The sequence below is a fragment of the Fluviicola sp. genome, assembly GCF_039596355.1.
Classification (GTDB): Bacteria; Bacteroidota; Bacteroidia; order Flavobacteriales_D; family Crocinitomicaceae; genus Fluviicola.
In genome coordinates, this window is the sequence record NZ_JBCNJW010000001.1 from 994,348 (window position 1) to 1,014,591 (window position 20,244).

The 20,244-nt window shown below is 43.5% G+C and carries 19 protein-coding genes and 2 tRNA genes; 11 read left to right on the forward strand and 10 right to left on the reverse strand.

Features of this window, described 5'->3' with window-relative positions; all coding sequences use genetic code 11:
* Positions 1-148 precede the first annotated feature (148 nt).
* The 7 genes from fabG to proS form a co-directional block, all read right to left on the reverse strand.
* Positions 149-895 (reverse strand): 3-oxoacyl-[acyl-carrier-protein] reductase, encoded by a 747-nt coding sequence (gene fabG, locus ABDV94_RS04180; RefSeq protein WP_343605024.1) that lies wholly within the window; start codon positions 893-895, stop codon positions 149-151.
* Positions 896-990: 95 nt separating this feature from the next.
* Positions 991-2,700 (reverse strand): putative porin, encoded by a 1,710-nt coding sequence (locus tag ABDV94_RS04185; protein ID WP_343605025.1) that lies wholly within the window; start codon positions 2,698-2,700, stop codon positions 991-993.
* Positions 2,701-2,775: 75 nt separating this feature from the next.
* On the reverse strand, positions 2,776-3,027 hold the full coding sequence (gene rpsT, locus ABDV94_RS04190; protein ID WP_343605027.1) for a 30S ribosomal protein S20: 252 nt from the start codon (positions 3,025-3,027) through the stop codon (positions 2,776-2,778).
* 29 nt (positions 3,028-3,056) lie between these two features.
* Positions 3,057-3,128 (reverse strand) — tRNA-Glu (locus ABDV94_RS04195).
* A gap of 44 nt (positions 3,129-3,172) precedes the next feature.
* Positions 3,173-3,244, reverse strand: a tRNA-Glu gene (locus ABDV94_RS04200).
* 69 nt (positions 3,245-3,313) lie between these two features.
* Positions 3,314-3,994: a hypothetical protein gene (locus tag ABDV94_RS04205; RefSeq protein ID WP_343605028.1), complete on the reverse strand. Its 681-nt coding sequence runs from the start codon at positions 3,992-3,994 to the stop codon at positions 3,314-3,316.
* 94 nt (positions 3,995-4,088) lie between these two features.
* A complete protein-coding gene (gene proS / locus ABDV94_RS04210; RefSeq protein WP_343605029.1) occupies positions 4,089-5,564 on the reverse strand; it encodes a proline--tRNA ligase in 1,476 nt (491 codons plus the stop codon).
* A gap of 86 nt (positions 5,565-5,650) precedes the next feature.
* Here proS and ABDV94_RS04215 point away from each other — a divergent pair, with 86 nt between their 5' ends.
* Both ABDV94_RS04215 and ABDV94_RS04220 read left to right on the forward strand, forming a co-directional pair.
* Complete coding sequence (locus tag ABDV94_RS04215) at positions 5,651-6,733, forward strand: hypothetical protein (protein ID WP_343605031.1); 1,083 nt, start codon at positions 5,651-5,653, stop codon at positions 6,731-6,733.
* A 9-nt stretch (positions 6,734-6,742) separates the two neighbouring features.
* A complete protein-coding gene (locus tag ABDV94_RS04220) occupies positions 6,743-8,215 on the forward strand; it encodes a hypothetical protein (protein WP_343605033.1) in 1,473 nt (490 codons plus the stop codon).
* Here the strand turns inward: ABDV94_RS04220 and ABDV94_RS04225 are convergent.
* The 3 genes from ABDV94_RS04225 to ABDV94_RS04235 form a co-directional block, all read right to left on the reverse strand.
* Entirely contained in the window at positions 8,206-9,657 is a 1,452-nt protein-coding gene (locus tag ABDV94_RS04225) for a hypothetical protein (protein ID WP_343605035.1), read from the reverse strand. The genes ABDV94_RS04220 and ABDV94_RS04225 overlap by 10 nt on opposite strands.
* A gap of 357 nt (positions 9,658-10,014) precedes the next feature.
* Positions 10,015-10,989, reverse strand: a complete 975-nt coding sequence (locus ABDV94_RS04230) for a glucosaminidase domain-containing protein (RefSeq protein ID WP_343605037.1) — start codon at positions 10,987-10,989, stop codon at positions 10,015-10,017.
* 231 nt (positions 10,990-11,220) lie between these two features.
* Entirely contained in the window at positions 11,221-12,264 is a 1,044-nt protein-coding gene (locus tag ABDV94_RS04235) for an acyl-CoA reductase (RefSeq protein WP_343605039.1), read from the reverse strand.
* A gap of 411 nt (positions 12,265-12,675) precedes the next feature.
* On the opposite strand from ABDV94_RS04235, the gene ABDV94_RS04240 reads away from it, so the two are divergent.
* The 9 genes from ABDV94_RS04240 to ABDV94_RS04280 all read left to right on the forward strand — a co-directional run bounded on the left by ABDV94_RS04240 (position 12,676) and on the right by ABDV94_RS04280 (position 20,173).
* Positions 12,676-13,023 carry a 4Fe-4S dicluster domain-containing protein gene (locus ABDV94_RS04240; RefSeq protein WP_343605041.1) on the forward strand — a complete coding sequence of 116 codons (348 nt, stop codon included), beginning with the start codon at positions 12,676-12,678 and terminating at the stop codon, positions 13,021-13,023.
* 57 nt (positions 13,024-13,080) lie between these two features.
* A complete protein-coding gene (locus ABDV94_RS04245; protein WP_343605043.1) occupies positions 13,081-14,196 on the forward strand; it encodes a hypothetical protein in 1,116 nt (371 codons plus the stop codon).
* Between the two features lie 72 nt (positions 14,197-14,268).
* The gene (locus ABDV94_RS04250; protein ID WP_343605045.1) at positions 14,269-14,580 is read left to right on the forward strand and encodes a DUF3276 family protein; all 312 of its coding nucleotides are present in this window, start codon (positions 14,269-14,271) and stop codon (positions 14,578-14,580) included.
* Between the two features lie 113 nt (positions 14,581-14,693).
* The gene (locus ABDV94_RS04255; RefSeq protein WP_343605047.1) at positions 14,694-15,506 is read left to right on the forward strand and encodes an AAA family ATPase; all 813 of its coding nucleotides are present in this window, start codon (positions 14,694-14,696) and stop codon (positions 15,504-15,506) included.
* A complete protein-coding gene (locus ABDV94_RS04260) occupies positions 15,496-16,416 on the forward strand; it encodes a ParB/RepB/Spo0J family partition protein (protein ID WP_343605049.1) in 921 nt (306 codons plus the stop codon). Before ABDV94_RS04255 ends, ABDV94_RS04260 begins: the two co-directional genes overlap by 11 nt.
* Positions 16,416-16,964, forward strand: coding sequence for a DUF5683 domain-containing protein (locus ABDV94_RS04265; protein WP_343605051.1), 549 nt, complete (start codon positions 16,416-16,418; stop codon positions 16,962-16,964). Before ABDV94_RS04260 ends, ABDV94_RS04265 begins: the two co-directional genes overlap by 1 nt.
* 40 nt (positions 16,965-17,004) lie before the next feature.
* Entirely contained in the window at positions 17,005-17,727 is a 723-nt protein-coding gene (gene dapB, locus ABDV94_RS04270) for a 4-hydroxy-tetrahydrodipicolinate reductase (protein WP_343605053.1), read from the forward strand.
* 5 nt (positions 17,728-17,732) lie between these two features.
* Positions 17,733-19,571 carry a S26 family signal peptidase gene (locus ABDV94_RS04275; protein ID WP_343605055.1) on the forward strand — a complete coding sequence of 613 codons (1,839 nt, stop codon included), beginning with the start codon at positions 17,733-17,735 and terminating at the stop codon, positions 19,569-19,571.
* Entirely contained in the window at positions 19,571-20,173 is a 603-nt protein-coding gene (locus ABDV94_RS04280) for a WbqC family protein (RefSeq protein WP_343605057.1), read from the forward strand. The genes ABDV94_RS04275 and ABDV94_RS04280 overlap by 1 nt, the downstream gene beginning before the upstream one ends.
* Positions 20,174-20,244: the final 71 nt, after the last annotated feature.

Sequence of the window (20,244 nt, forward strand, 5' to 3'; positions counted from 1 at the left end):
CATCCCGTAATGTCAGTTCAAGTGTGCGGCTAAACCGGACGTACCGAGAACACATGCGGGATACTCAAACAGACACGAGCTCAGAAATAAAAAAGCCCCGGCACTTCGACTTCGCTCAGTGACCGGGGCTTTTATAATATGATATCAATTACATCAACATTCCACCACACACGTGGATGGTTTGTCCTGTAATGTAAGCTGACATGTCAGAAGCTAAGAAAACAACTGCGTTTGCAACGTCAACAGGTTGTCCTCCTCTTTTCAACGGAATGGAATTTCTCCACTCTTCCACTACTTTCTGATCCAACGCTCCGGTCATTTCCGTTTCGATAAATCCTGGTGCAATGGCATTGCAACGAATATTTCTGGAACCCAATTCCTGGGCAATTGATTTTGTAAATCCGATCAATCCTGCTTTGGAAGCTGCATAATTTGCCTGTCCGGCGTTTCCGCTTACTCCAACTACAGAAGACATGTTGATAATGGATCCGGAACGCGCTTTCAACATCGGGCGCTGTACCGCCTTTGTCAGGTTAAATGCAGACTTCAGGTTCGTGTTCATGACTTCATCCCACTGCTCCTCAGTCATGCGCATCAAAAGTGTATCGCGAGTAATACCGGCATTGTTCACAAGCACATCAATCGTCCCGAACTTCGCCACTACATCATCTACCAATTGCTGAGCCTGGTCGAAATTAGCCGCATCAGATTTAAACCCGATTGCAGTTCCTCCGTTTGCAGTCAATTCCGCTTCCAAAGCACGTGCTTTTTCTTCAGAAGACAAATACGTGAAAGCAACGATCGCTCCTTGTTTCACACATTCTTCTGCAATTGATTTCCCGATTCCTCTGGATGCTCCAGTAATTAATACAACTTTATTATCTAATAATCCCATGAATGTTTATTTGGTCTTCAAATATAGGAAAGGTTTCCTTCATACGGCTGATTTGTTTAAAACTAGTCGGGGTGAAAATTTTAGTTTTAGTATCATTAATTAAAGAAATCCCACGAAACGCCAAAACGAAGTTGTAGCGGCGTGACAGGATACCCCAGTCCTTCGAAATTGGTCGGCTTCACAAATGTCTGCTCGATATTTTCAACCCGCACAAACCAACGGAAATATCCCAGATCAAACTGGCTGTAGAAATGCAGCTTCATCATTTCTCGGAACGAACGCCCGGAGTTTGCGAATACATAGGTGTTCATCAGCGGAGCGAAATCCATCAATTGATAGGAACTGATATACCCCACTTCTATTCCGGTAACGGTTTTCAGTTTTTTAGCTTTGAACAGTCCGCCATTATAGGCAATGCGCCCGGAGATGAGCCAGTTCGGAAGCAAATTCCCGGTACTTTCCCGGTAAGATGCCCGTGACTGAACCAGTAATTTCTTGTAGGAATATTCAAAACCGACCTGGATTCCAGCAACAGTCAACTGACTCAGTGTGTCCTGGCGCCAACGGTTCTGAACAAATACGGGCATATTGGTGTTTGATTCAATGAAAGCTTCTGCAAAGAAAGGAATGATCCGGTTTTTATTGGACCAATGTACATTTCCGCTTGCTTTGGTACTCAATTCCTTATTTAACCAGTAGTAATTCAACGTATTTCCGTAATAATTCCGCTGGTAATTCTCCGGGTATTGGCGTGAAAACGCCCCGTGAACAGCAAAATAGTTGCGATTCATCCGTTTCGTAAGATCTGCAATGACAGCTGTTTCTCCGTTTGCTCCCACAAACGTGTAGTTTGCCGCCGCTTTCAGAGCGAAACCAGCTACCTTCATATCCAGCGCAGCAAATCCATACGCTTCGGTCGTATCCTGGTGAATCACCAGGTTATCATAATCCCAGTAACGCGTTCCCAAACCGGCTTCGAAGTTAAAATCACGGTTCTTGTAGAATAGTCCGCCGTTTAAGCGCAGGGAAGAAAGCTCCCAATAATCGTAGGAATAGGTAGAATCGTAATTGTAGAATCCGTAAATCTCCTTCAATGTATCGCGTTCAAAATAACGCTGATTCTTGATATCCAGCCGCGATTGCAGCAACAATCCTACTTTCTGAAGTGAATCCTTCGTAAAGGAGAGGTAATTCTTCCAGTCGGCGTGCAGTTCTTTGGTTTTATTTCCTGCATTGGATTTGACCACTTCCTGGAAATCCAGTGCAAATCCTTCCCGCACGGAATCCCCGATCAATCCATCGCTCAACTGGTTGTTGTTTCCGTAAAACGAAACATCCAGGATCGTTCCGTAATGACGGGAACGGTGCATTATCGCGAGCTGAACCGAATTGCGTTCAAAATTGGAGTTTCGCAGGTTCCCGTTCGTCGTGTTCCGGATGTAATCGAACTGGATAAATGTATTGGAATCTACTGCTTGAGTATAGGTGATCCGGCCGAATTGTGCCAGTTTGGATCCCATGGAATATTCAAAAGCAATATGCGGAATGGTTGAATACCTTCGTGGTAATGGTTTCTGCCAGGTCGTGTTCAGATCAGAATAGGAAAACCGGAAAAGGAACGGATTGAAATCCCCCGGAAGCGTATGCTGGTATGACGCCAGGTTCGCATCAATAGAATCCATCTTTCCGGAGATGCGGTATCCGGGTTTAAGGGTATCCTGAAAGTAATGTCCAAAGGGAGATTGCGCCCGGCTATGCAGCTGGCAGAAGGCGACAATAACACATAACAAAGCCCACTGCTTCATGAAACTTTATTAAAACACAAAAAGGTCTTATCGCCAGTAGCAGACAAGACCCTTTGATTTCTTAAATGAATTTTCTTACAATTTATTCACTGCAACTGTCAATCCTGATTTCAGGTTAGCAGCTTTATTTTTGTGAATGATATTACGCTTAGCCAATTTATCCAACATAGAAGCAACAACCGGAAGCAACTCGCTAGCTTCTTTCTTATCTTTCAAAGAACGAAGTTTACGTACCGCGTTACGGGTTGTTTTATGTTGGTATTTGTTACGCAAACGCTTAACATCGTTAGAACGAATTCGTTTTTGTGCTGACTTGTGATTTGCCATTTTTTTCTTTTATTACAATCTAAAATTTGCAGCCCATAGGAGAATCGAACTCCTGTTTCCAGGATGAAAACCTGGCGTCCTGACCACTAGACGAATGGGCCGAATATTTTTCTCAGTTACCGTTTCAAACGCTTTTGAAACTTTGCAGCCCATAGGAGAATCGAACTCCTGTTTCCAGGATGAAAACCTGGCGTCCTAACCACTAGACGAATGGGCCGTTTTTGAATTTCGGAGTGCAAATATAGGTGGATTTTTCCTATTTGCAATACTTTCCGAGCATTTTTTTCTAAAAAATATCCGTGTCTTCTGCTTCAAATTTGAAACCCAGACGTTTACCGGTTGACAATTGATTACTCGCTTCGATCTCGTGCATTTGGAAAACGGTCACTTTTGACACGATCTCGTATGGCGGCGTGAGCAGATCGAACTCCAAAGCATAGGCAAAAGAGACCTGAATAATGTGTCGGAGGATCGCATCCGAGAGAATAGATTGGGGTAAATCACGGAATAAAAAGCCGAGTTGTCCCTTCCCTTCAATCATAAAATGTTCATCCTTGTTGATGAAAACACGCCCGATCAGGTAGCCCAAATCGTTCATGCGGTTCTTCAGATATGACTCCGCCAGAAAATTATAGATATTGATAATGCCGAAATATCCCCGCGATTTATCTTCTTTCAGGTAATCAGTCTGCCACAAAGGATGCTCATCGGGCAATTTAAAGACATTCGTGTGCATTTGGAATACCAACACATCGCTTCCGATGTAAACCTGCACCTGGAACTCTCCTTTGTACTCCACGTGCAACCGGATACGTCCGTCTTCGACCAAAGACCTCAAAGCGCCTATTTCTTCCAATAAATGCTTCTTAAAGCGTTCAAAATGGTTTTTCGTATCGTGAAAAATATCCTGCTTCAAAACCGATTTCTGCTCCAGGATTGTCTGTATGATTTTTCGGGTTTCTTCCATAACTGCATTAATTCAAAAAGATAAAATGCAAAATTCAAAAAAGCAGAATCAGATTCCTGCCTTTTGAATTTTGCATTTTGAATGCTATTATTTATTAATAAGCTTTCGCGAAAACTACGCGGCCTTTCGACGGCGCACCTGTCACCATACACACTCCCGGTTCGGAAGCGATGTCGATTGGAATACAACGAATTGTTGCTTGTGTTTCCTGCTTGATTTTTGCTTCTGTTTCTTTAGTTCCGTCCCAATGAGCCAGGTAGAATCCGCCATCTTTTTCAAGTCTCGTTTTGAAATCTTCGTACGTATCCACCGTGTGCATGTTTTCCTTGCGGAAAGTCTGCGCCTTCACCAACAGATTTTGTTGAATCTCATCCAGCAAATCTTTGATGGAAGAACCGATATTCTCCAGGTTCATTGCGTATTTCTCTTTGGTATCACGGCGTGCAATCTCCACTACTCCGTTTGCCAAATCTCTCGGCCCGATCGCCATGCGCACCGGAACACCTTTTGCTTCGTATTCAGCAAATTTCCATCCCGGACGCTTCTGATCGTCTGAATCGTATTTCACTTTAATTCCCAAAGACTTCAATTCTCCGGAAATACGGTTGACAGCTTCTGTAATTTGCTGCAATTCCTCTTCGCTTCTGTAAATTGGTACGATCACCACCTGGATAGGCGCAAGAGCCGGCGGTAAAACCAGTCCCTCGTCATCCGAGTGCGTCATGATCAAAGCCCCCATCAAACGTGTGGAAACTCCCCAGGAAGTTGCCCAGACGAAATCCTGTTTTCCCTGAGCATCTGTGAATTTTACATCAAAAGCTTTTGCGAAATTCTGACCAAGGAAATGGGATGTTCCTGCTTGCAGTGCTTTTCCGTCCTGCATCATTGCTTCGATACAATAGGTATCATCGGCTCCTGCAAAACGCTCACTTTCGGTTTTGTGCCCGCGGATTACCGGCATAGCCATATATTGCTCTGCAAAATCTGCGTAAACATCCAGCATTTGCTCTGTTTCGCCGATTGCCTCTTCTTTCGTTGCGTGTGCGGTATGTCCTTCCTGCCATAAGAATTCACTGGTACGAAGGAATAAACGTGTTCTCATTTCCCAGCGCACGACATTCGCCCACTGGTTAATCAGGATCGGCAAATCACGGTAGGATTGAATCCAGTTTTTATAGGAATTCCAGATAATAGTTTCCGAAGTAGGACGTACGATCAACTCTTCTTCCAGCTTTGCATCCGGATCCACAACAACACCTTTTCCGTCCGGATCATTTTTCAAACGGTAATGCGTCACTACTGCACATTCTTTCGCAAATCCATCCACGTGCGAAGCTTCTTTACTGAAGTAGCTTTTCGGGATGAACAAGGGGAAATAAGCATTCTGGTGACCTGTTTCCTTGAATTTTGCATCCAAAATATCGCGCATATTTTCCCAAATAGCAAATCCATAGGGTTTAATGACCATCATTCCTTTGACCTCCGAATGTTCTGCAAGGTCTGCTCTGGAAATTAAATCGTTATACCACTTTGAATAATCTTCTGCGCGAGTAGCGTACTTCTGTGACATTTTTGAGTATGTTAAATTTTAAGAATAAAACCGTAAATTTAGAAATAAATCAGCTATCTTTAAGCAACCATTTAATCTTTCTCGTCATGAAAAAAGTATTTAAAATCGGTGTTTGTGTCGGAGTAATTGCTTCACTTGCAAGTTGTGGTACTACTTCCGAGCATTTCATGCAGGACGATGTTTACAACACACGTACTCCTGTCATGCCTCCGGGTACGGATTTGAATGATGTGACGGATTACGCCACATTCGTTGCCAAAAAAGAACAATCCGCAACACCTGAAAAAACAGCATACGTTTCCCAGCGCGATTACAGGGATTATTTCTACTATTCCCAGTTTATGAACTACGGATATTCTCCTTATTCCATGAACCCGGGATTGAGCTATTTCGGCTACGGAGGTCCATACTCCGGATTCGGAAACAGTTATTATTCTTCTATCGGCTTCGGTAATTACTACAATTACAACCCTTACGGGTACAATCCATACGGAGGATATTACGGTTATCCGTACCATTCCTACAGTTACGGTGGTTACTACGATCCATACTGGAATTCTCCGTACTACAACAATGCATATTACGGAAATTACTACGGACCCGGATATTACGGGTACTATTACGGAGGCGGAAGTTCTTTTACACAACAAAGCAAGCCGAATACCGGAGCGAACCTGTCCAATATGCATGCGGGAACCTCTTCCGGACGAATGGGATCATCTTCCAACGGGGAAATCATCAGTTACCCGCATAAAATGCTGATCAATCCTTCAACGGGAACGTTAAGTGCAAACACGTTCAACGGAGTTGGAAGAAACACCACGTTGCGTGAAGGAAACAACGTAGCTCCTGCAACAATGAACTCCGGAAGAATTCAGCCGGCTACCAATTCGGGAAGCACAGTCTCTGTAACAAGACCGCAAAATTCTGTCCGGCCAATGGTTTCTGCACCGCGTACCAATACGGTGAACGGCGGCTACCAGCGAACAGGAAACTCCAGCGTGGATTACAACAACAATTCGAATACACGAACAAGAACAATTGATAATTCAAATTCGACACCTGTAAGAGTCAGCACTCCTACTCCAACGATCCGCAGTGGTGGTGGAGGTTCCGGCGGAGGCGGCGGAAGCACAGGTGGTGGAGCAAGAACCGGTGGAAGAAGATAAACCTATTCAATGACAAAAAAAATCCTTTTGGCTTCAGTATTTTTTACGGGAGCCTTTTTTACGTTCGGACAAAATGAAGTAGACGCCTACCGTTTGTCAAACACTTATGTGCAGGGATCTGCCCGCTTTGATGCAATGGGAGGTTCATTCGGAGCCCTTGGAGCCGAAAGCGGCTGTATTGGGATCAACCCCGCAGGTTTCGGACGGGCTTCGGTCAGTGCGTTTACTTTCGGACTTTCCGGCACATCTGTAAAAACAGATGCTCATTTCAATGGGAATAGTTCCTCGATGGATGCGTTCAAAGTCCGTGTTCCGAACCTTTCAGGAACCATCGTGAGTGATGTGTCCAGTTCCAATTCCGGGTTGATTTACACCCAGATCAGTTTGGGAATCAACCGGGTGGCAAACTTCAACAACTCGTTCAATTACAGCGGACAACAATTCGAATCGCTTTTGGATGTGTTTGCAGCAAGTGCCAACGGAACCGCACCGGGAGATTTATACAACAACCTGGCTTACACCTCTTCCCTGGCATATCAAACATACACAATTGATCCGGATGCAAATAACAATTACTATCCGCGATTGAATTCCGGTGATGTCATTCACAACCGGACCGTTTTCAACAAGGGTGGAATCAATGAGTATTACCTGGCTATCAGCGCCAATTACCTCGATAAAATCTATTTTGGAGCGTCCGTTTCATACAATACGGTCAATTTCTCCGAATCATACGTTCACAAGGAAACATTGACCGATACGACTGGTGTGAGCTTGAGATCGTTTGTTTACCAATACGATTACACGACAAAAGGCGGTGGTGCAAACGTAAAACTCGGAGCAATCTTCGTTCCGGTAGATTACCTGAGGTTGGGAATCGCGGTACACACCCCCACTTTCTACCAATTAACAGATCAGTACACAGCAAACATGGAAGCGCTGCATAACGATGGAATGCGGACAGTAGATCCCAGTTTTGTTCCTGCAGATCGCTACAAATATCGTATCTGGACCCCGGCTAAATTCGTGGGTTCATTGGGTTTGGTGTTCCAGGATAACGGCTGTATCAATGTGGATCTGGAGTATGTCAATTACGGATGGGCGCGTTTGAAAACAACTACAGACGGAGCTTATGCGAGCTACAATTATGCCGCAGAAAACGCAACGATCAAAGCACAAATGGTTGATGCCTTGAATATTCGAATCGGTGGAGAATGGGCCATCAATAACACGGTATTTATCCGTGCAGGATATGGTTACTACCCGAAAGGTGACACGTTGGCGCGCAGCTACGGAAAAAGCTACAACCAAACGATCAGCGGCGGTCTCGGATTCCGGGTGAACCGCATTTACCTGGATATGTCGGTGAGATACTTAGCGCAAAGCAGTGTTTACAAAGCATTTTATGAAAGCCGTACCGAACTGAACATCGCCAATACGACTTTCAATGTTGGGATTCAATACAAGTTTGATTACAAATGATTGTAATTCTTGATTGATTTCGAGAAGTCAATTTTATCCAGTTTGGAATCAATCCATGCCGGAAGATGGAAATAATCAAGGATCACGCGCTCCTGCTGGTCCTTCATCAATTCAGTCACTTCGGTTTTCATCTTGGAAAGGATTTCATTCCGTTGCGTCACATTCATGCTCTTCGCCAGTTTCCGGAGGTGTTTGATCACCACGTTTTCAATTTCATAATCCCGGTCGTGCTTGCTTAAGTAACGGTTCGTGGATTTGATGACGTATTCCAGGAAGTCATAATTCTCCAGTTCCAGGTGGATAATCAGGTTGAAAATACGCGCGAAACTGTAAATATCCTGGCGCAGACGCTGTTCGTTATCATTCAATACTTCATTGAGCGTCGACAAGGCTTTTTTGTAATCCCCTATTCCGAAATAGGTGTACGCCTGGTTGTAACTAAACAAAATGCTCTGTTCTTTCGATACTTTATCGTCCAGGTCACGAAGTCTTGACCGCACTTCATCCGCCAGTTTTGCAGATGCTTCAAAATTCCCGGTTGCGTGATTCAGGGCAAATTCCCCGTTGTAGGAAATCGTGAATATCCGCAGGGACAAATCCGTAGAACTGAATCCTTTTTTTCCTTCCAGCGAACGAATTTCGTGAATGGTATTGGCAGCTTCTTTGAATTGTTTGTTATCGATATAACATCTCAACAAATGCGACAAGGTCAGAATGTAGCGCTGTCCAAGATCTTCCTTGATCAACGGATTATTGTCCAGAATGTCTTTTGTGCGGTTAAAAAACTGGAAACTATCTTCGTAATTCCGGTTCGTTGCGGCACACAATCCTTTGATATAGTAACACATGGATGATGCACGTGTTGAAAGCGCGGTGTTCTTTCCTTTGATCAAATGATAATCAGCAATATCGTCTACAATCTTGCGTTCTTCCTCATTCCGAGTAAATCCTCCGGAACGGAAAATCAGGTTGATTTTGGAATAAATGACCTGGTATTCAGCCAGGTTCCGGAGTTTGGCAATCACATCTTCCTCTTCCACAATGATATCATCCAGGTTCCGGGAGAATTCACCGTCTTCGTATGCAGCCTCGAGTAATTTCTTTTCCCAGGCAATCAACTCGTACCAGTAATAGAATTCTTCGTACTCTACCGCCAGGCCTTTTGCACGCTGCACAAATTTCTCACATTCCTTATACAAAGCTTTGTTGTAGAGAATTTCTACGTTTTTCAATTCTTGTTTCAGAATACTGGAAGCAGATTGTTCCGAGTAATATACCCGGAGGCTTTTCAGGATCAGCCGGTATAAATGATTCTTCTCAGAAGGCAGATGTTTGACAAAGGTTTCGTTTTGGAAAAACTCTTTCAAATCTTCTTCCTTGTATACGCCTTGCTTTTCGATGAAGTCAAAAATCTTCAGGTAGTTTTTTTCACCCGATTGCAAAGCTGACGAAAGTTTAAAAAAGCGCTTCTCAGATTTGGTTAACGATTTAATAAGTTTATACAGTTCGTTTGAGGGTTTCATAATACAGGAGTTTGTCAAATTTAACAATATGTTTCAATCCTAGAAGTTTTTTTAAAACATTTTAGCAAGCTAGTGACACTAAATGCAGGGAGATCGGTTTTTAAGCGGTTGAAATCCTAAAACAGAAATCAGATCAAATACAGTCCGACTGCATTTGAATTGAAAATGCTAAAACCGAAACACAACATGCCTGTGTGAAGATGGTGAAAACAAAAAAAGGTTGCTTTACACAACCTTTCACAAACAACAACAATAAACTTCAACGTTGGTTAGGAACTAACGGAGAAGAACCTTTTGTCCTTTCTGGACAGTTACTTTTTCTGATGTAAAACCATTCATCTGAACCAATTTTTTCAATTTGATTCCTTCAGACTGAGAAATTTCAATCAGCGTAATATCTTTTTTAGCAACATACGTTGCACCTTTTGCTCTTGCTTTGTTTCGTTTTGGTTCCAGGTAAACAATGTCCCCTTCTTCCAGCATGTCTTTCTTATCCACGAAATCGTTGTATCGGTACATCTGCCACATCGCCAGGTGGAATTCCTTTGCAATTTTGTAGTAGGTATCCCCTTTTCGTGCGATGATGAACTTCACATCGTTTTTGTTTTCCTTCGCCGTGTGGTTTTGGTATTTCAAACACGACTCGTCGATTTTCATCGAAGCGGTATTTTTCGCACTTGCCTTGTCCTTACTTTCTTTCGCATTCGATGCAAGCAATTCCGTTCCACTGTTTGAAGGAGCTGTTTTTTCGTCGTATTCGTACAATTTCAAGCGCTCAATCAAATCGATTAATTTCTCAGCGTATTCCGGATGCGTCGCGTACCCAGCTTTTTTCAAACCTTTTGCCCACGATTTGTAATCGTCAACCGGAAGCTGGAACAACGACGCATAACGTGTTTTCTTCGTTAAAAACAAACTGTGATCGTTATATGATTCCGTAGCACTCGGATATTTGCGGAAACATTCTCCTTTTGCGTCGTCGTCAAAATAGATTTTATCCCCGGTCCAGTCACTGCACTTGATTCCGAAATGATTGTTTGCCTGAACAGCCAGCGGCGAATTTCCATTCCCGCTTTCCAGGAGCCCCTGCGCCAATGTGATGCTGGCAGGGATTCTGTAGGTCAACATGTGTTCAACCGCAACGTTCGACCACATACTTACGTAGTCGTTCTGGCTTAATTTTGCGGGAGCTTCTGATCCGAAAGAGAAAAAAGAGATCCCAAATCCTACAATTGCTAAGCGTTTTTTCATGTCAAAATGCATTGAATTCTGACTTGAATACGCAAAAAAATGAACATGGTTACAAAAAATGTTGAAAACTCTTGTTTTAATTGTTAATAACTCTGGAACGAATTACAAACACTAAACCTCGTCTGTTCGAGTCCCGGACATCCGGGATATCGAGAACGACGAGCGTGTTCCAGCTATTCTTGATAAACCTCCGCTACACTGCGGTACTCGAACTGACTGGAAATTTTCAATTCAAAGCGTATTCAGCCACACACAGGTATCCACTCCATCCGCGAAATCCGTGATATCCGGAGCCTGGGCTTTTCCAAATGGAATGTACCCGTGTCCCACAACCGCCTGAAGTTCGTCTTTCAATGCTTCCAAACGATTCAATACATCTTTTTTATCCGTGTAGTATTCATAGAAAATAACTGAAAGCGGCGCATGAAGTCCTTCGTCTTCTTTCAGCATAAAGGCATTGTTATCTAAAAACGGAATCTGGTTCATCAGATAAACCGTCCGGTTGTAGTCGTAGTTATTCCCGTATTTGTGGTGTTGAATCAGGTGTGTTTGTCCGAGGAAATTCTCGAAAATGCGGTTCAGATTAAAACCTTCCGGAACAAATAATTTCGATACGTTACGGCAGCCCATTCCGAAAAAGTCAAAGCAATCGGAAGCAAGCGCCTCCAATTCTTCGTTGGATTCCGTTCCGTCGAGCAATGCAACAGACGTACGGTTCTTTCGAAACAAATGCGGCACATGACTGAAATAGGTTTCAAACTGCGCAATGGAATTATTACTTCCTGTTGCAATCACAGCATCGTAATCTTTAATCGGACCAGCCGAAATCCGGATTCGTTCTTTCATTTCCGGGTTCCACTGCTGCATCCATTCAATGATCTTCAAGGGGATGCGTGCGTCGGAACTGCTCAGTTTACAAAGTGCACAGTTTCCTGTGAGCAAAGTACAAAGCAGGTCGTGAAAGCCAACAAACGGCAGGTTTCCAGCCATGATCAAAGCAACTGTTTTTGGTTTTTCTGCAAAAGGATACTTGTTCGAAAAGGATTCAAGCGATTCTTTTTCAATCAAATGAACAATCCCACTTAAAGCTTTGTAGCAATTCTCCTTTGTGAACCAGGGATTTAATTGCACCTCTTTGTTAATAGTCTTTTTAAAATCCAGGAACTCTTCTTCCGTTAACCCGCACTCGTAGCCCGGCCAGGATTCGTTTTGAATAACAAATTGTAATGTTTTTCGAAGCTGCTCGAAAATCTGAATGATTGCTGTTTTTTCCACACTGCAAAATTAATGGGTCTGTGAGAAATCCCATGCTTTATTTTGATTCCTGCGTGTTTTATTATGCAAACCGGCTCTTTATCCGCGCTAAATTCTCCAGTAGATGAGTGCAGAATCATTTCCGTTTCCCGGCTTTGAATCCCTCGTCTTTTTTGTGTGAATTGCGTAAATCTCCCTTGGACTTCGGAGTGAACTCAGCAAAACGATTTCGCAGAGTCGCCGGGCACAGACGATAACGCTCTTACCCTTTTCCAAAAAGAATAACGTATCAAAAACACGCTAAAAACTCAGACTCTGCGCAATCTGCGAGAAGTTTAAAAGCCATTATTGAAACCCTGGCAGAAATGATTTTTTCAGAATATTTCAGGTTTAAAGCAGAGACCTCCGTATATTTGCACAAAAAAAGCATTTATGGCAATCATGATTACAGACGAGTGCATCAATTGTGGTGCATGCGAACCGGAATGTCCGAACAACGCAATCTACGAAGGTGGCGCTGAATGGACGTATGCGGACGGCACGTCATTAAAAGGATTGATTACAACATTGAATGGAGATGAAGTTCAGGCTGATGACAGCTTTGAACCGAAAGATATGGATGTTTACTACATCGTTACGGATAAATGCACGGAATGTGTTGGTTTCCATGATGAACCGCAGTGCGCAGCAGTGTGCCCGGTTGACTGTTGTGTAGACGATCCGGATTACCGTGAAAGCGAAGACGAATTGCTGGCGAAGAAGGACTTTATGCACCTTTAAGCCCTCTTTTTCTTTTTCGGCGGTGTAACATAGTTGCTTTTTGAACGTTTGAATGGTATGAAAGTTTCGTTACTCATTCTTTTACTCACGCTGAGCCTTCAATCGTTGGCACAGTTCGATGCTTCGACAAGAGAGCAGGAATTGTCTGTTTTGCTGGATTCCCTGCGCGCTTCACGAAAAAACGATCGGAAAGAATTCTGGAACAAGCAATTCAAAACGCTGGTTGAGCAAACGTTGCACGAACCTTCGATCTTCGATATTACATTCCCCAAACTCAGAACACTTGGCGTTATTGACAGCCCCGACAACATGGTGCGCATTGTCAACTGGAACGTAGAACAGGACGACGGATCTCAAAAATATTATGCTTATGTGATTCACAAAGACCTGAAAAAAGGCGAACACAAAGTCATTGAATTAGTCGATAATTCCATGATGCTCCCTGGAAAACCGGATGAAACACTGGAAGCGAACATGTGGTACGGAGCTTTATATTACCAAATCATCCCGGTAGAAAAAGCGAATAAAACCTATTACACCCTGTTGGGTTGGGACGGCGGAACCCGCATGAGCAACACCAAACTCATTGATGTATTGTATTTCACAGGAAATAGCCTGAAACTGGGTTATCCCCTGTTTAAATATTCTGAAGGAACTGCCAAGCGGATCTTTTTCGAGCATTCGGAAAAGACCGTGATGTCGCTGCGTTACGAACCAGAATACAAACGCATTATTTTCGATCATTTAATGCCGGAAACGCCGACCATGGTTGGGTTTTATGAATTCTATGTCCCGGATATGTCGTACGATGCGTTCATGCTCGACGGCAACCGCTGGGTACTGAAGGAAGATGTGATCGGGATCAATAAAAATCCGCAGACAGTTTCTGTGAGCCAGTACGATGCGAAAAAAGACGAGGTTTCTACCTACACTGTTGAAAACAAATGGATTGACCCTACTTCAGGTTCCGGATCAGGTAAAAATGATGTGCATGTCGCCGTTCTACCGGATTCCGACACAAAAAACACGACCGAAGAGAATAAAAAGACCGTGAAGCAGGACAAAAAAGAAATGACTGCTTTGCAGATCTACGAATCAAAGAAGAAACACAAAAAGGAAAAAGACCCTTCTTCCGTTACCGGATATGGCAAAAAGAAAAAGGGTAAAAAGTAATTTTATTTCCGAAATGTTGGTTTTTTTTAAATAAAAAAGCATATTTGTTTTGCTGCAACCTTAAATAAAACTATGCAAAACGATCAAGATTATGATGCTCAGAGAGAAGTGTTCACGAAGGTTGTGAAAGCCGGGAAACGCACCTATTTCTTTGATATAAAAGCCACAAAAGGACAAGACCACTACATTACGGTCACTGAAAGCAAGAAAGTCATGCTGAACGGAAAGGAAGTCTTTCAAAAACACAAGATTTTCCTGTACAAAGAGGATTTCGGAAAATTTTCGGAAACGCTGCTGGAAGTGATGAATAAAGCCAATGAACTGAATACAAACGATAATACGGATTCATCTTACCTGAGCGACGTTCAGTTTGAAGATTTGTAAGAAAACTTCCAAACAATCTTTCAACATCGCATTCGTTGAAAAAAATAGCAGAAACAAATGCCGTTTAGGTCATTTCAATAACGTATCTTTATCCTCAAATTTACAGTGCTCTTATGGGTAAAATAATCGCTATAGCGAATCAAAAAGGAGGTGTTGGTAAAACAACCACGGCTATTAACCTGGGTGGTTGTTTTGGTGTTTTGGAATACAAGACATTGCTGGTCGATGCTGACCCGCAGGCAAATGCTACATCCGGTGTTGGTCTGGATCCTAAAAACTCGCGCAACATCTACGACTGTTTGATCAACGACGTTCACCCGTCAGAACTGATCATTCCAACGGAAAATCCGAATCTGGACATTATCCCGTCTCACATTGACCTGGTTGGTGCCGAGCTGGAAATGATCAATATGCCGAACAGAGAGCACATGCTGAAGCAGGCGTTAGATAAAATCAAGGATCAATATGATTTTATCATCATCGACTGCTCCCCTTCCCTGGGATTAATTACTGTAAACGCACTTACAGCTGCTGATTCTGTCATGGTTCCGGTGCAATGTGAGTACTTCGCATTGGAAGGTCTGGGTAAATTATTGAATACGATCAAAATCGTTCAGGGAAGATTAAACCCGGAATTGGAGATCGAAGGAATTGTCCTGACGATGTACGATACACGTCTGAGACTTGCAAACCAGGTAGTGGAGGAAGTGAAAACACACTTCCAGGATCTGGTTTTTGATACGGTTATCCACCGAAACACCAAACTGGGCGAAGCTCCAAGTTTCGGGGAAACCATCGTGCTTCATGATGCTACAAGCAAAGGAGCCATCAATTATCTGAATTTCGCACGCGAGATTCTTCAACGAAATGATTTAACTAAAATCGGTAATAACGACAAACAATTTCAGGTAGGAAATGACATCTAATCCGAAAAAACGCGCAGCTTTAGGTAAAGGTTTGGGAGCTTTATTGGAAGGCTCTACAGCTGATATTACACCCCCGGCAACAACTCCGTCCGAAAGTTCAGGCGGCGTAGCCCTGCTTCCGATCACGTTTATCGAAGCAAACCCGTTTAACCCGCGTACCAATTTCGAGAAAGAAGCACTGAACGAACTGAAAGAGTCGATTGCTGTTCACGGAATTATCCAGCCGTTAACGGTTCGTAAACTTGCAAAAGACAAGTATCAGTTAATTTCCGGTGAAAGACGTTTCAGAGCGTCTCAACTTGCCGGATTGGAAGAGGTTCCAGCATATATCCGCGTAGCAAATGACCAGGCAATGCTCGAAATGGCCCTGGTTGAAAATATCCAGCGGGAGGATTTGAATGCCATTGAGGTTGCTCTCTCCTACCAGCGTTTGATCGATGAAATCGGTCTGACGCAGGATCAGTTATCTCAAAAGATTTCCAAAGGAAGAACCAGTATCACAAACCATTTGCGTTTGCTGAAACTTCCTGCTGAAATTCAGTTGGGAGTACGCGATAACCTGATTTCAATGGGGCATGCCCGTGCACTTGTTTCCGCAGGAGAAGAAGATCGTCAGTTGGACTTGTACCGACAGATTATCGATTTCCAGCTTTCTGTTCGCGAAATCGAGGAATTGATCCGTACAAACAGCTCCAGAACAACGGAAGAAGAAACTCCGAATGCTCCGAAAACAATCAGTACGCCGGATTTGACGTCTTTGCAGGAAGTTTTCAAGAATCACTTGAGCGACCGCATTTCTTCGAAAGTGGAAATCAAAAAGACACATTCCGGAAGTGGAAAAATCATGATTAATTTTTCATCTGAGGTTGATCTGAACCGCATCATCGAGTTATTGAATAAATCCAACTAATGCGTTATATCCTTGGAGTTTTGATCCTGGTATTTTCTGCAAAGGCCAATGCACAAGATTCGCTGGCTGTTCAGGCAGATACTGTCAAAACACATTCCTGGAAAAAAGCGTGTTTGTTTTCTGCTGTAGTTCCTGGTTCCGGGCAAATCTACAATCATATCGCCATGCCCAAAGGCAAAAAAAAGGCGTATTGGAAGGTGCCACTCATTTACGCGGGTCTTGGTGTGACAACATATTTTGCGATCAACAACAATTCCATGATGAAGGCATACCGTAAGGAATATACCGACCGGATGAATGGAATTGCTCCGGCGAATTTTACACAGTATGACGATCAAAGTTTACTGACGCTTTATACGACTCACCGCAGCCGCAGGGATTTTGCCATTTTGGGAATCGGGGTTGTTTACCTGCTCAATGTGCTGGACGCCGGAATTGAAGCTCATTTCGTACATTTCGACATCAGTGAAGATTTATCACTGTCCATTCACCCAACGGCATATACCCCATCTTCTTATGGTGTTTCCTTTCGATTTAAATTTCGTTAAAAGTTAGGATTGGAAACTGAAAACAGTATTTTTGCGCTACATGAAAATAGGATTAATCGGATACGGAAAAATGGGAAAAGCAATCGAGCGAATTGCTTTGGAGCGGGGGCATTCAGTTGTCTACAAAGTTGACTCTAAAAATACCATCGACCAAACTGATCTCAAACAGGCAGATGTAGCGATTGAGTTTACCCGGCCTGACCTGGTTGTTAATCATATTGAGGCATGTCTTGAACAGCAAGTTCCGGTAGTAGTCGGGACAACTGCCTGGCAGAGCGAACTGGAACGCATCAGTAAACTCGTTTCGGAAAAGAACGGAACCTTATTGCATGCCTCCAACTTCAGTGTCGGGGTGAATATCCTGTTTCATATCAATGAAAAACTGGCCGCGCTGATGTCTGCGCATCCGGAATACAAAGCTCAGATCGAAGAAATCCACCACATCCAAAAACTGGATGCTCCAAGCGGAACAGCTGTTTCATTGGCGCAGGGATTAATCGCAAACAATCAGAATTACACTTCCTGGAAATCAGAAACGGGATCCTGGCCGCACACCGAAGCGTCCGAACTTCCGATCCAGGCAGTCAGAGAACCGGATGTTCCCGGAACTCATACCATTTCGTATATTTCAAACATCGATACTTTAACCCTGAGCCACGAAGCGCATTCCAGAGACGGATTCGCATTGGGTTCTGTCGTCGCTGCTGAATTCCTTGCAGGAAAAAAAGGAGTTTTCACCATGCGTGACGTACTAGCATTTTAAGCCTTATGAACATTCTTTATTATTACCTCTTTTTAATCCTTGTTCACCCGATTCTTGCCCTTTGGTGGAAACCGTTTCAACGCATGGGAGTGGATACCTGGAAAGCGTTTGTTCCGGTTTACAATTATTACATCGTTTTTAAATTCGGGGCGGGAAAACCGTGGTGGTCTTTATTGATGTTCATTCCGGGAATCCACCTGGTGATGTGGATGGTTGCCAACTTATCTTTCATCCGCAGATTTGGTTTTTACACGATCGGCGACACGCTTCAGGGAATCTTCTTCCCTTACCTGATCCTGTGGAAGATTGCCAATTCAAACGAATCACAACTACCTGTGCTGGCCCCTACAAACTGGGCTAGTCCGGTGGAAGCTGCCAAAAGAACAAACGGAGATCACGTGGTATTATTCCTGGCATTGCCGGTGATTGGTCATGCGGTTGCTTATTTGTTGTCTTTCCGTTCCAAGCGCATCGGGAAAAAGTCAGCGATCAAAGAATGGGGTGATTCCATCGTTTTTGCATTGGTAGCAGCAAGTATCATTCGCACCTATGTTTTCGAACCGTTTCAGATTCCTACGGGATCGATGGAGAAAACCTTGCTGGTTGGAGATTTCCTGTTTGTAAACAAACTTGCTTACGGAGCAAAGGTTCCGGTTACTCCGCTTTCCTTCCCGTTGGTTCACAATACCATTCCGTGGCTCAACGTAAGGTCTTACCTGACAATCGAGACGTCCAATTACTACCGTATTCCGGGATTCGGAGATGTGAAGCCGCGGGATGTAATGGTATTCAATTATCCTTCGGGAGATACCGCTATTTTCGATCCGCGCGTTCCGGATGGTTTGATGGGGCATGATTACCATGCAATCGTGCTTGACGAAGCTTTCTATTACTGGAAAGGTGATTTTGTGAGCAAACATCCGAACATCCAATTGAACAGCGTGGAAGAAATCAACCAATACGCGGGAGACTTCTTCGAAAACCTGGAGCAATGGAAAAACAGAGCCCGAATCGGAATTGCGAGCGGAATTACGTACAGCAGACCAAACAGAGATGCAGGAACCAATTATGTAAAACACGGAGGGGTGATTTTCCGTCCGGTAGATAAACGTGAAAACTACATCAAACGCTGTGTGGGATTACCGGGAGACCAAATCGAACTGCGTAACGCTGATTTGTATGTAAACGGCAAATTCATTCAGCCGGCTCCGAACCAGAACAACCAGTATTACATTGCTCAGGCAGATTCAGCAGACTTCCTGGCTTATTCTTACCTGGAGACCCTGGGGTTGACAAACGAAGAATACGGATACCTGGGCGGGGATCAGACATTCTTCCTGACAACCGATATGAAGAAGCAAGTTCTGAATCGTTTTCCGAAGCTGAAAACAAAGATGAAGATCTACGATGACAGTGTGGAGCACAAAGATTCCATTCAAAAGTTGACTTACATGGAAATGCTCGCAAACATGCGTTATTTCCCGAACGATCCGAAGATTTGTAACTCCGTGAGCAATTACAAGGTGTCTATTCCTAAAAAAGGAAGTACTGTAACATTGACGAAAGACAACATTGCATGGTATCGCCGGGTAATCACTGCTTACGAAGGACACCAATTGCAGGAAAAGCCGGATGGCATTTACATCGACGGAAAGAAAGTAACGTCGTATACCTTTGCGATGAATTACTACTGGTTGATGGGAGATAACAGAAACAACTCTGTCGATTCCAGATTCTGGGGCTTTGTTCCGGAAGACCACGTGGTAGGAAAAGCATCCATTGTATGGTTTTCCAAAGGAGCAAACGGAATCCGTTGGGATCGTGTGTTTAACGTCATCCGATAATGCTTTTTTTGGATCACCCGTCATTTTTTCCTATTGCATATTTCGGAAGTGTTCGCTATTTCCAGGATTTAGCCTCTCAAGGTGAGATTTTACTGGAAGTTTGTGATCATTTTCCGAAACAAACGTTTCGAAACAGAACGGTGATTTTGGGATCGCAGGGGCCTCAGATTCTCACCATGCCGCTCGAACGCCCGAATGGTTCTAAAACCGTTACGCGGGATGTGTTGATTTCCTATCAGCAAAATTGGCCGGTGATTCATTGGCGGGCAATCAAAACGGCATACGCTTCTGCTCCCTATTTTGAGCACTATGCTTCCGACATTGAGCAATTACTGCTTCGAAAGCACCGTTTCCTGATTGATTTCAACGAAGAGATTACCCAGTTTTTCATAAAAACATACCAGTTGCCGGTTCTCACTTATCAGACACAAGAATACCGCTCCGATTATCCCCTCGATTTTAGAAACTCCGATTACGAAACACTGGAAATGTCGGGAGAATATACGCAGGTTTTCTTTGGTGAAAAACGCTTCATTCCCCAGGTTTCAATCCTTGATTTGTTGTTTTGCGAAGGCCCTATCGGACGGAAGACAATCATTTAACTGCATTTTCTAAATAATCATCTTATTGAAAATCAGATCAATAACTTTTTTAACGATTTTTTATCTGCTTT

Bases quoted from the DNA above. Each gene is read 5' to 3' on its own strand.
- ABDV94_RS04245 (WP_343605043.1), top strand. From the start codon at position 13,081: ATGAAAGTTTCGTTACTCATTCTTTTACTCACGCTGAGCCTTCAATCG.
- rpsT (WP_343605027.1), bottom strand. From the start codon at position 3,027: ATGGCAAATCACAAGTCAGCACAAAAACGAATTCGTTCTAACGATGTT.
- ABDV94_RS04250 (WP_343605045.1), top strand. From the start codon at position 14,269: ATGCAAAACGATCAAGATTATGATGCTCAGAGAGAAGTGTTCACGAAG.
- ABDV94_RS04220 (WP_343605033.1), top strand. From the start codon at position 6,743: ATGACAAAAAAAATCCTTTTGGCTTCAGTATTTTTTACGGGAGCCTTT.
- ABDV94_RS04275 (WP_343605055.1), top strand. From the start codon at position 17,733: ATGAACATTCTTTATTATTACCTCTTTTTAATCCTTGTTCACCCGATT.
- ABDV94_RS04265 (WP_343605051.1), top strand. From the start codon at position 16,416: ATGCGTTATATCCTTGGAGTTTTGATCCTGGTATTTTCTGCAAAGGCC.
- ABDV94_RS04240 (WP_343605041.1), top strand. From the start codon at position 12,676: ATGGCAATCATGATTACAGACGAGTGCATCAATTGTGGTGCATGCGAA.
- fabG (WP_343605024.1), bottom strand. From the start codon at position 895: ATGGGATTATTAGATAATAAAGTTGTATTAATTACTGGAGCATCCAGA.
- dapB (WP_343605053.1), top strand. From the start codon at position 17,005: ATGAAAATAGGATTAATCGGATACGGAAAAATGGGAAAAGCAATCGAG.
- ABDV94_RS04230 (WP_343605037.1), bottom strand. From the start codon at position 10,989: ATGAAAAAACGCTTAGCAATTGTAGGATTTGGGATCTCTTTTTTCTCT.
- ABDV94_RS04215 (WP_343605031.1), top strand. From the start codon at position 5,651: ATGAAAAAAGTATTTAAAATCGGTGTTTGTGTCGGAGTAATTGCTTCA.
- ABDV94_RS04280 (WP_343605057.1), top strand. From the start codon at position 19,571: ATGCTTTTTTTGGATCACCCGTCATTTTTTCCTATTGCATATTTCGGA.
- ABDV94_RS04255 (WP_343605047.1), top strand. From the start codon at position 14,694: ATGGGTAAAATAATCGCTATAGCGAATCAAAAAGGAGGTGTTGGTAAA.
- ABDV94_RS04205 (WP_343605028.1), bottom strand. From the start codon at position 3,994: ATGGAAGAAACCCGAAAAATCATACAGACAATCCTGGAGCAGAAATCG.
- ABDV94_RS04185 (WP_343605025.1), bottom strand. From the start codon at position 2,700: ATGAAGCAGTGGGCTTTGTTATGTGTTATTGTCGCCTTCTGCCAGCTG.
- ABDV94_RS04260 (WP_343605049.1), top strand. From the start codon at position 15,496: ATGACATCTAATCCGAAAAAACGCGCAGCTTTAGGTAAAGGTTTGGGA.
- proS (WP_343605029.1), bottom strand. From the start codon at position 5,564: ATGTCACAGAAGTACGCTACTCGCGCAGAAGATTATTCAAAGTGGTAT.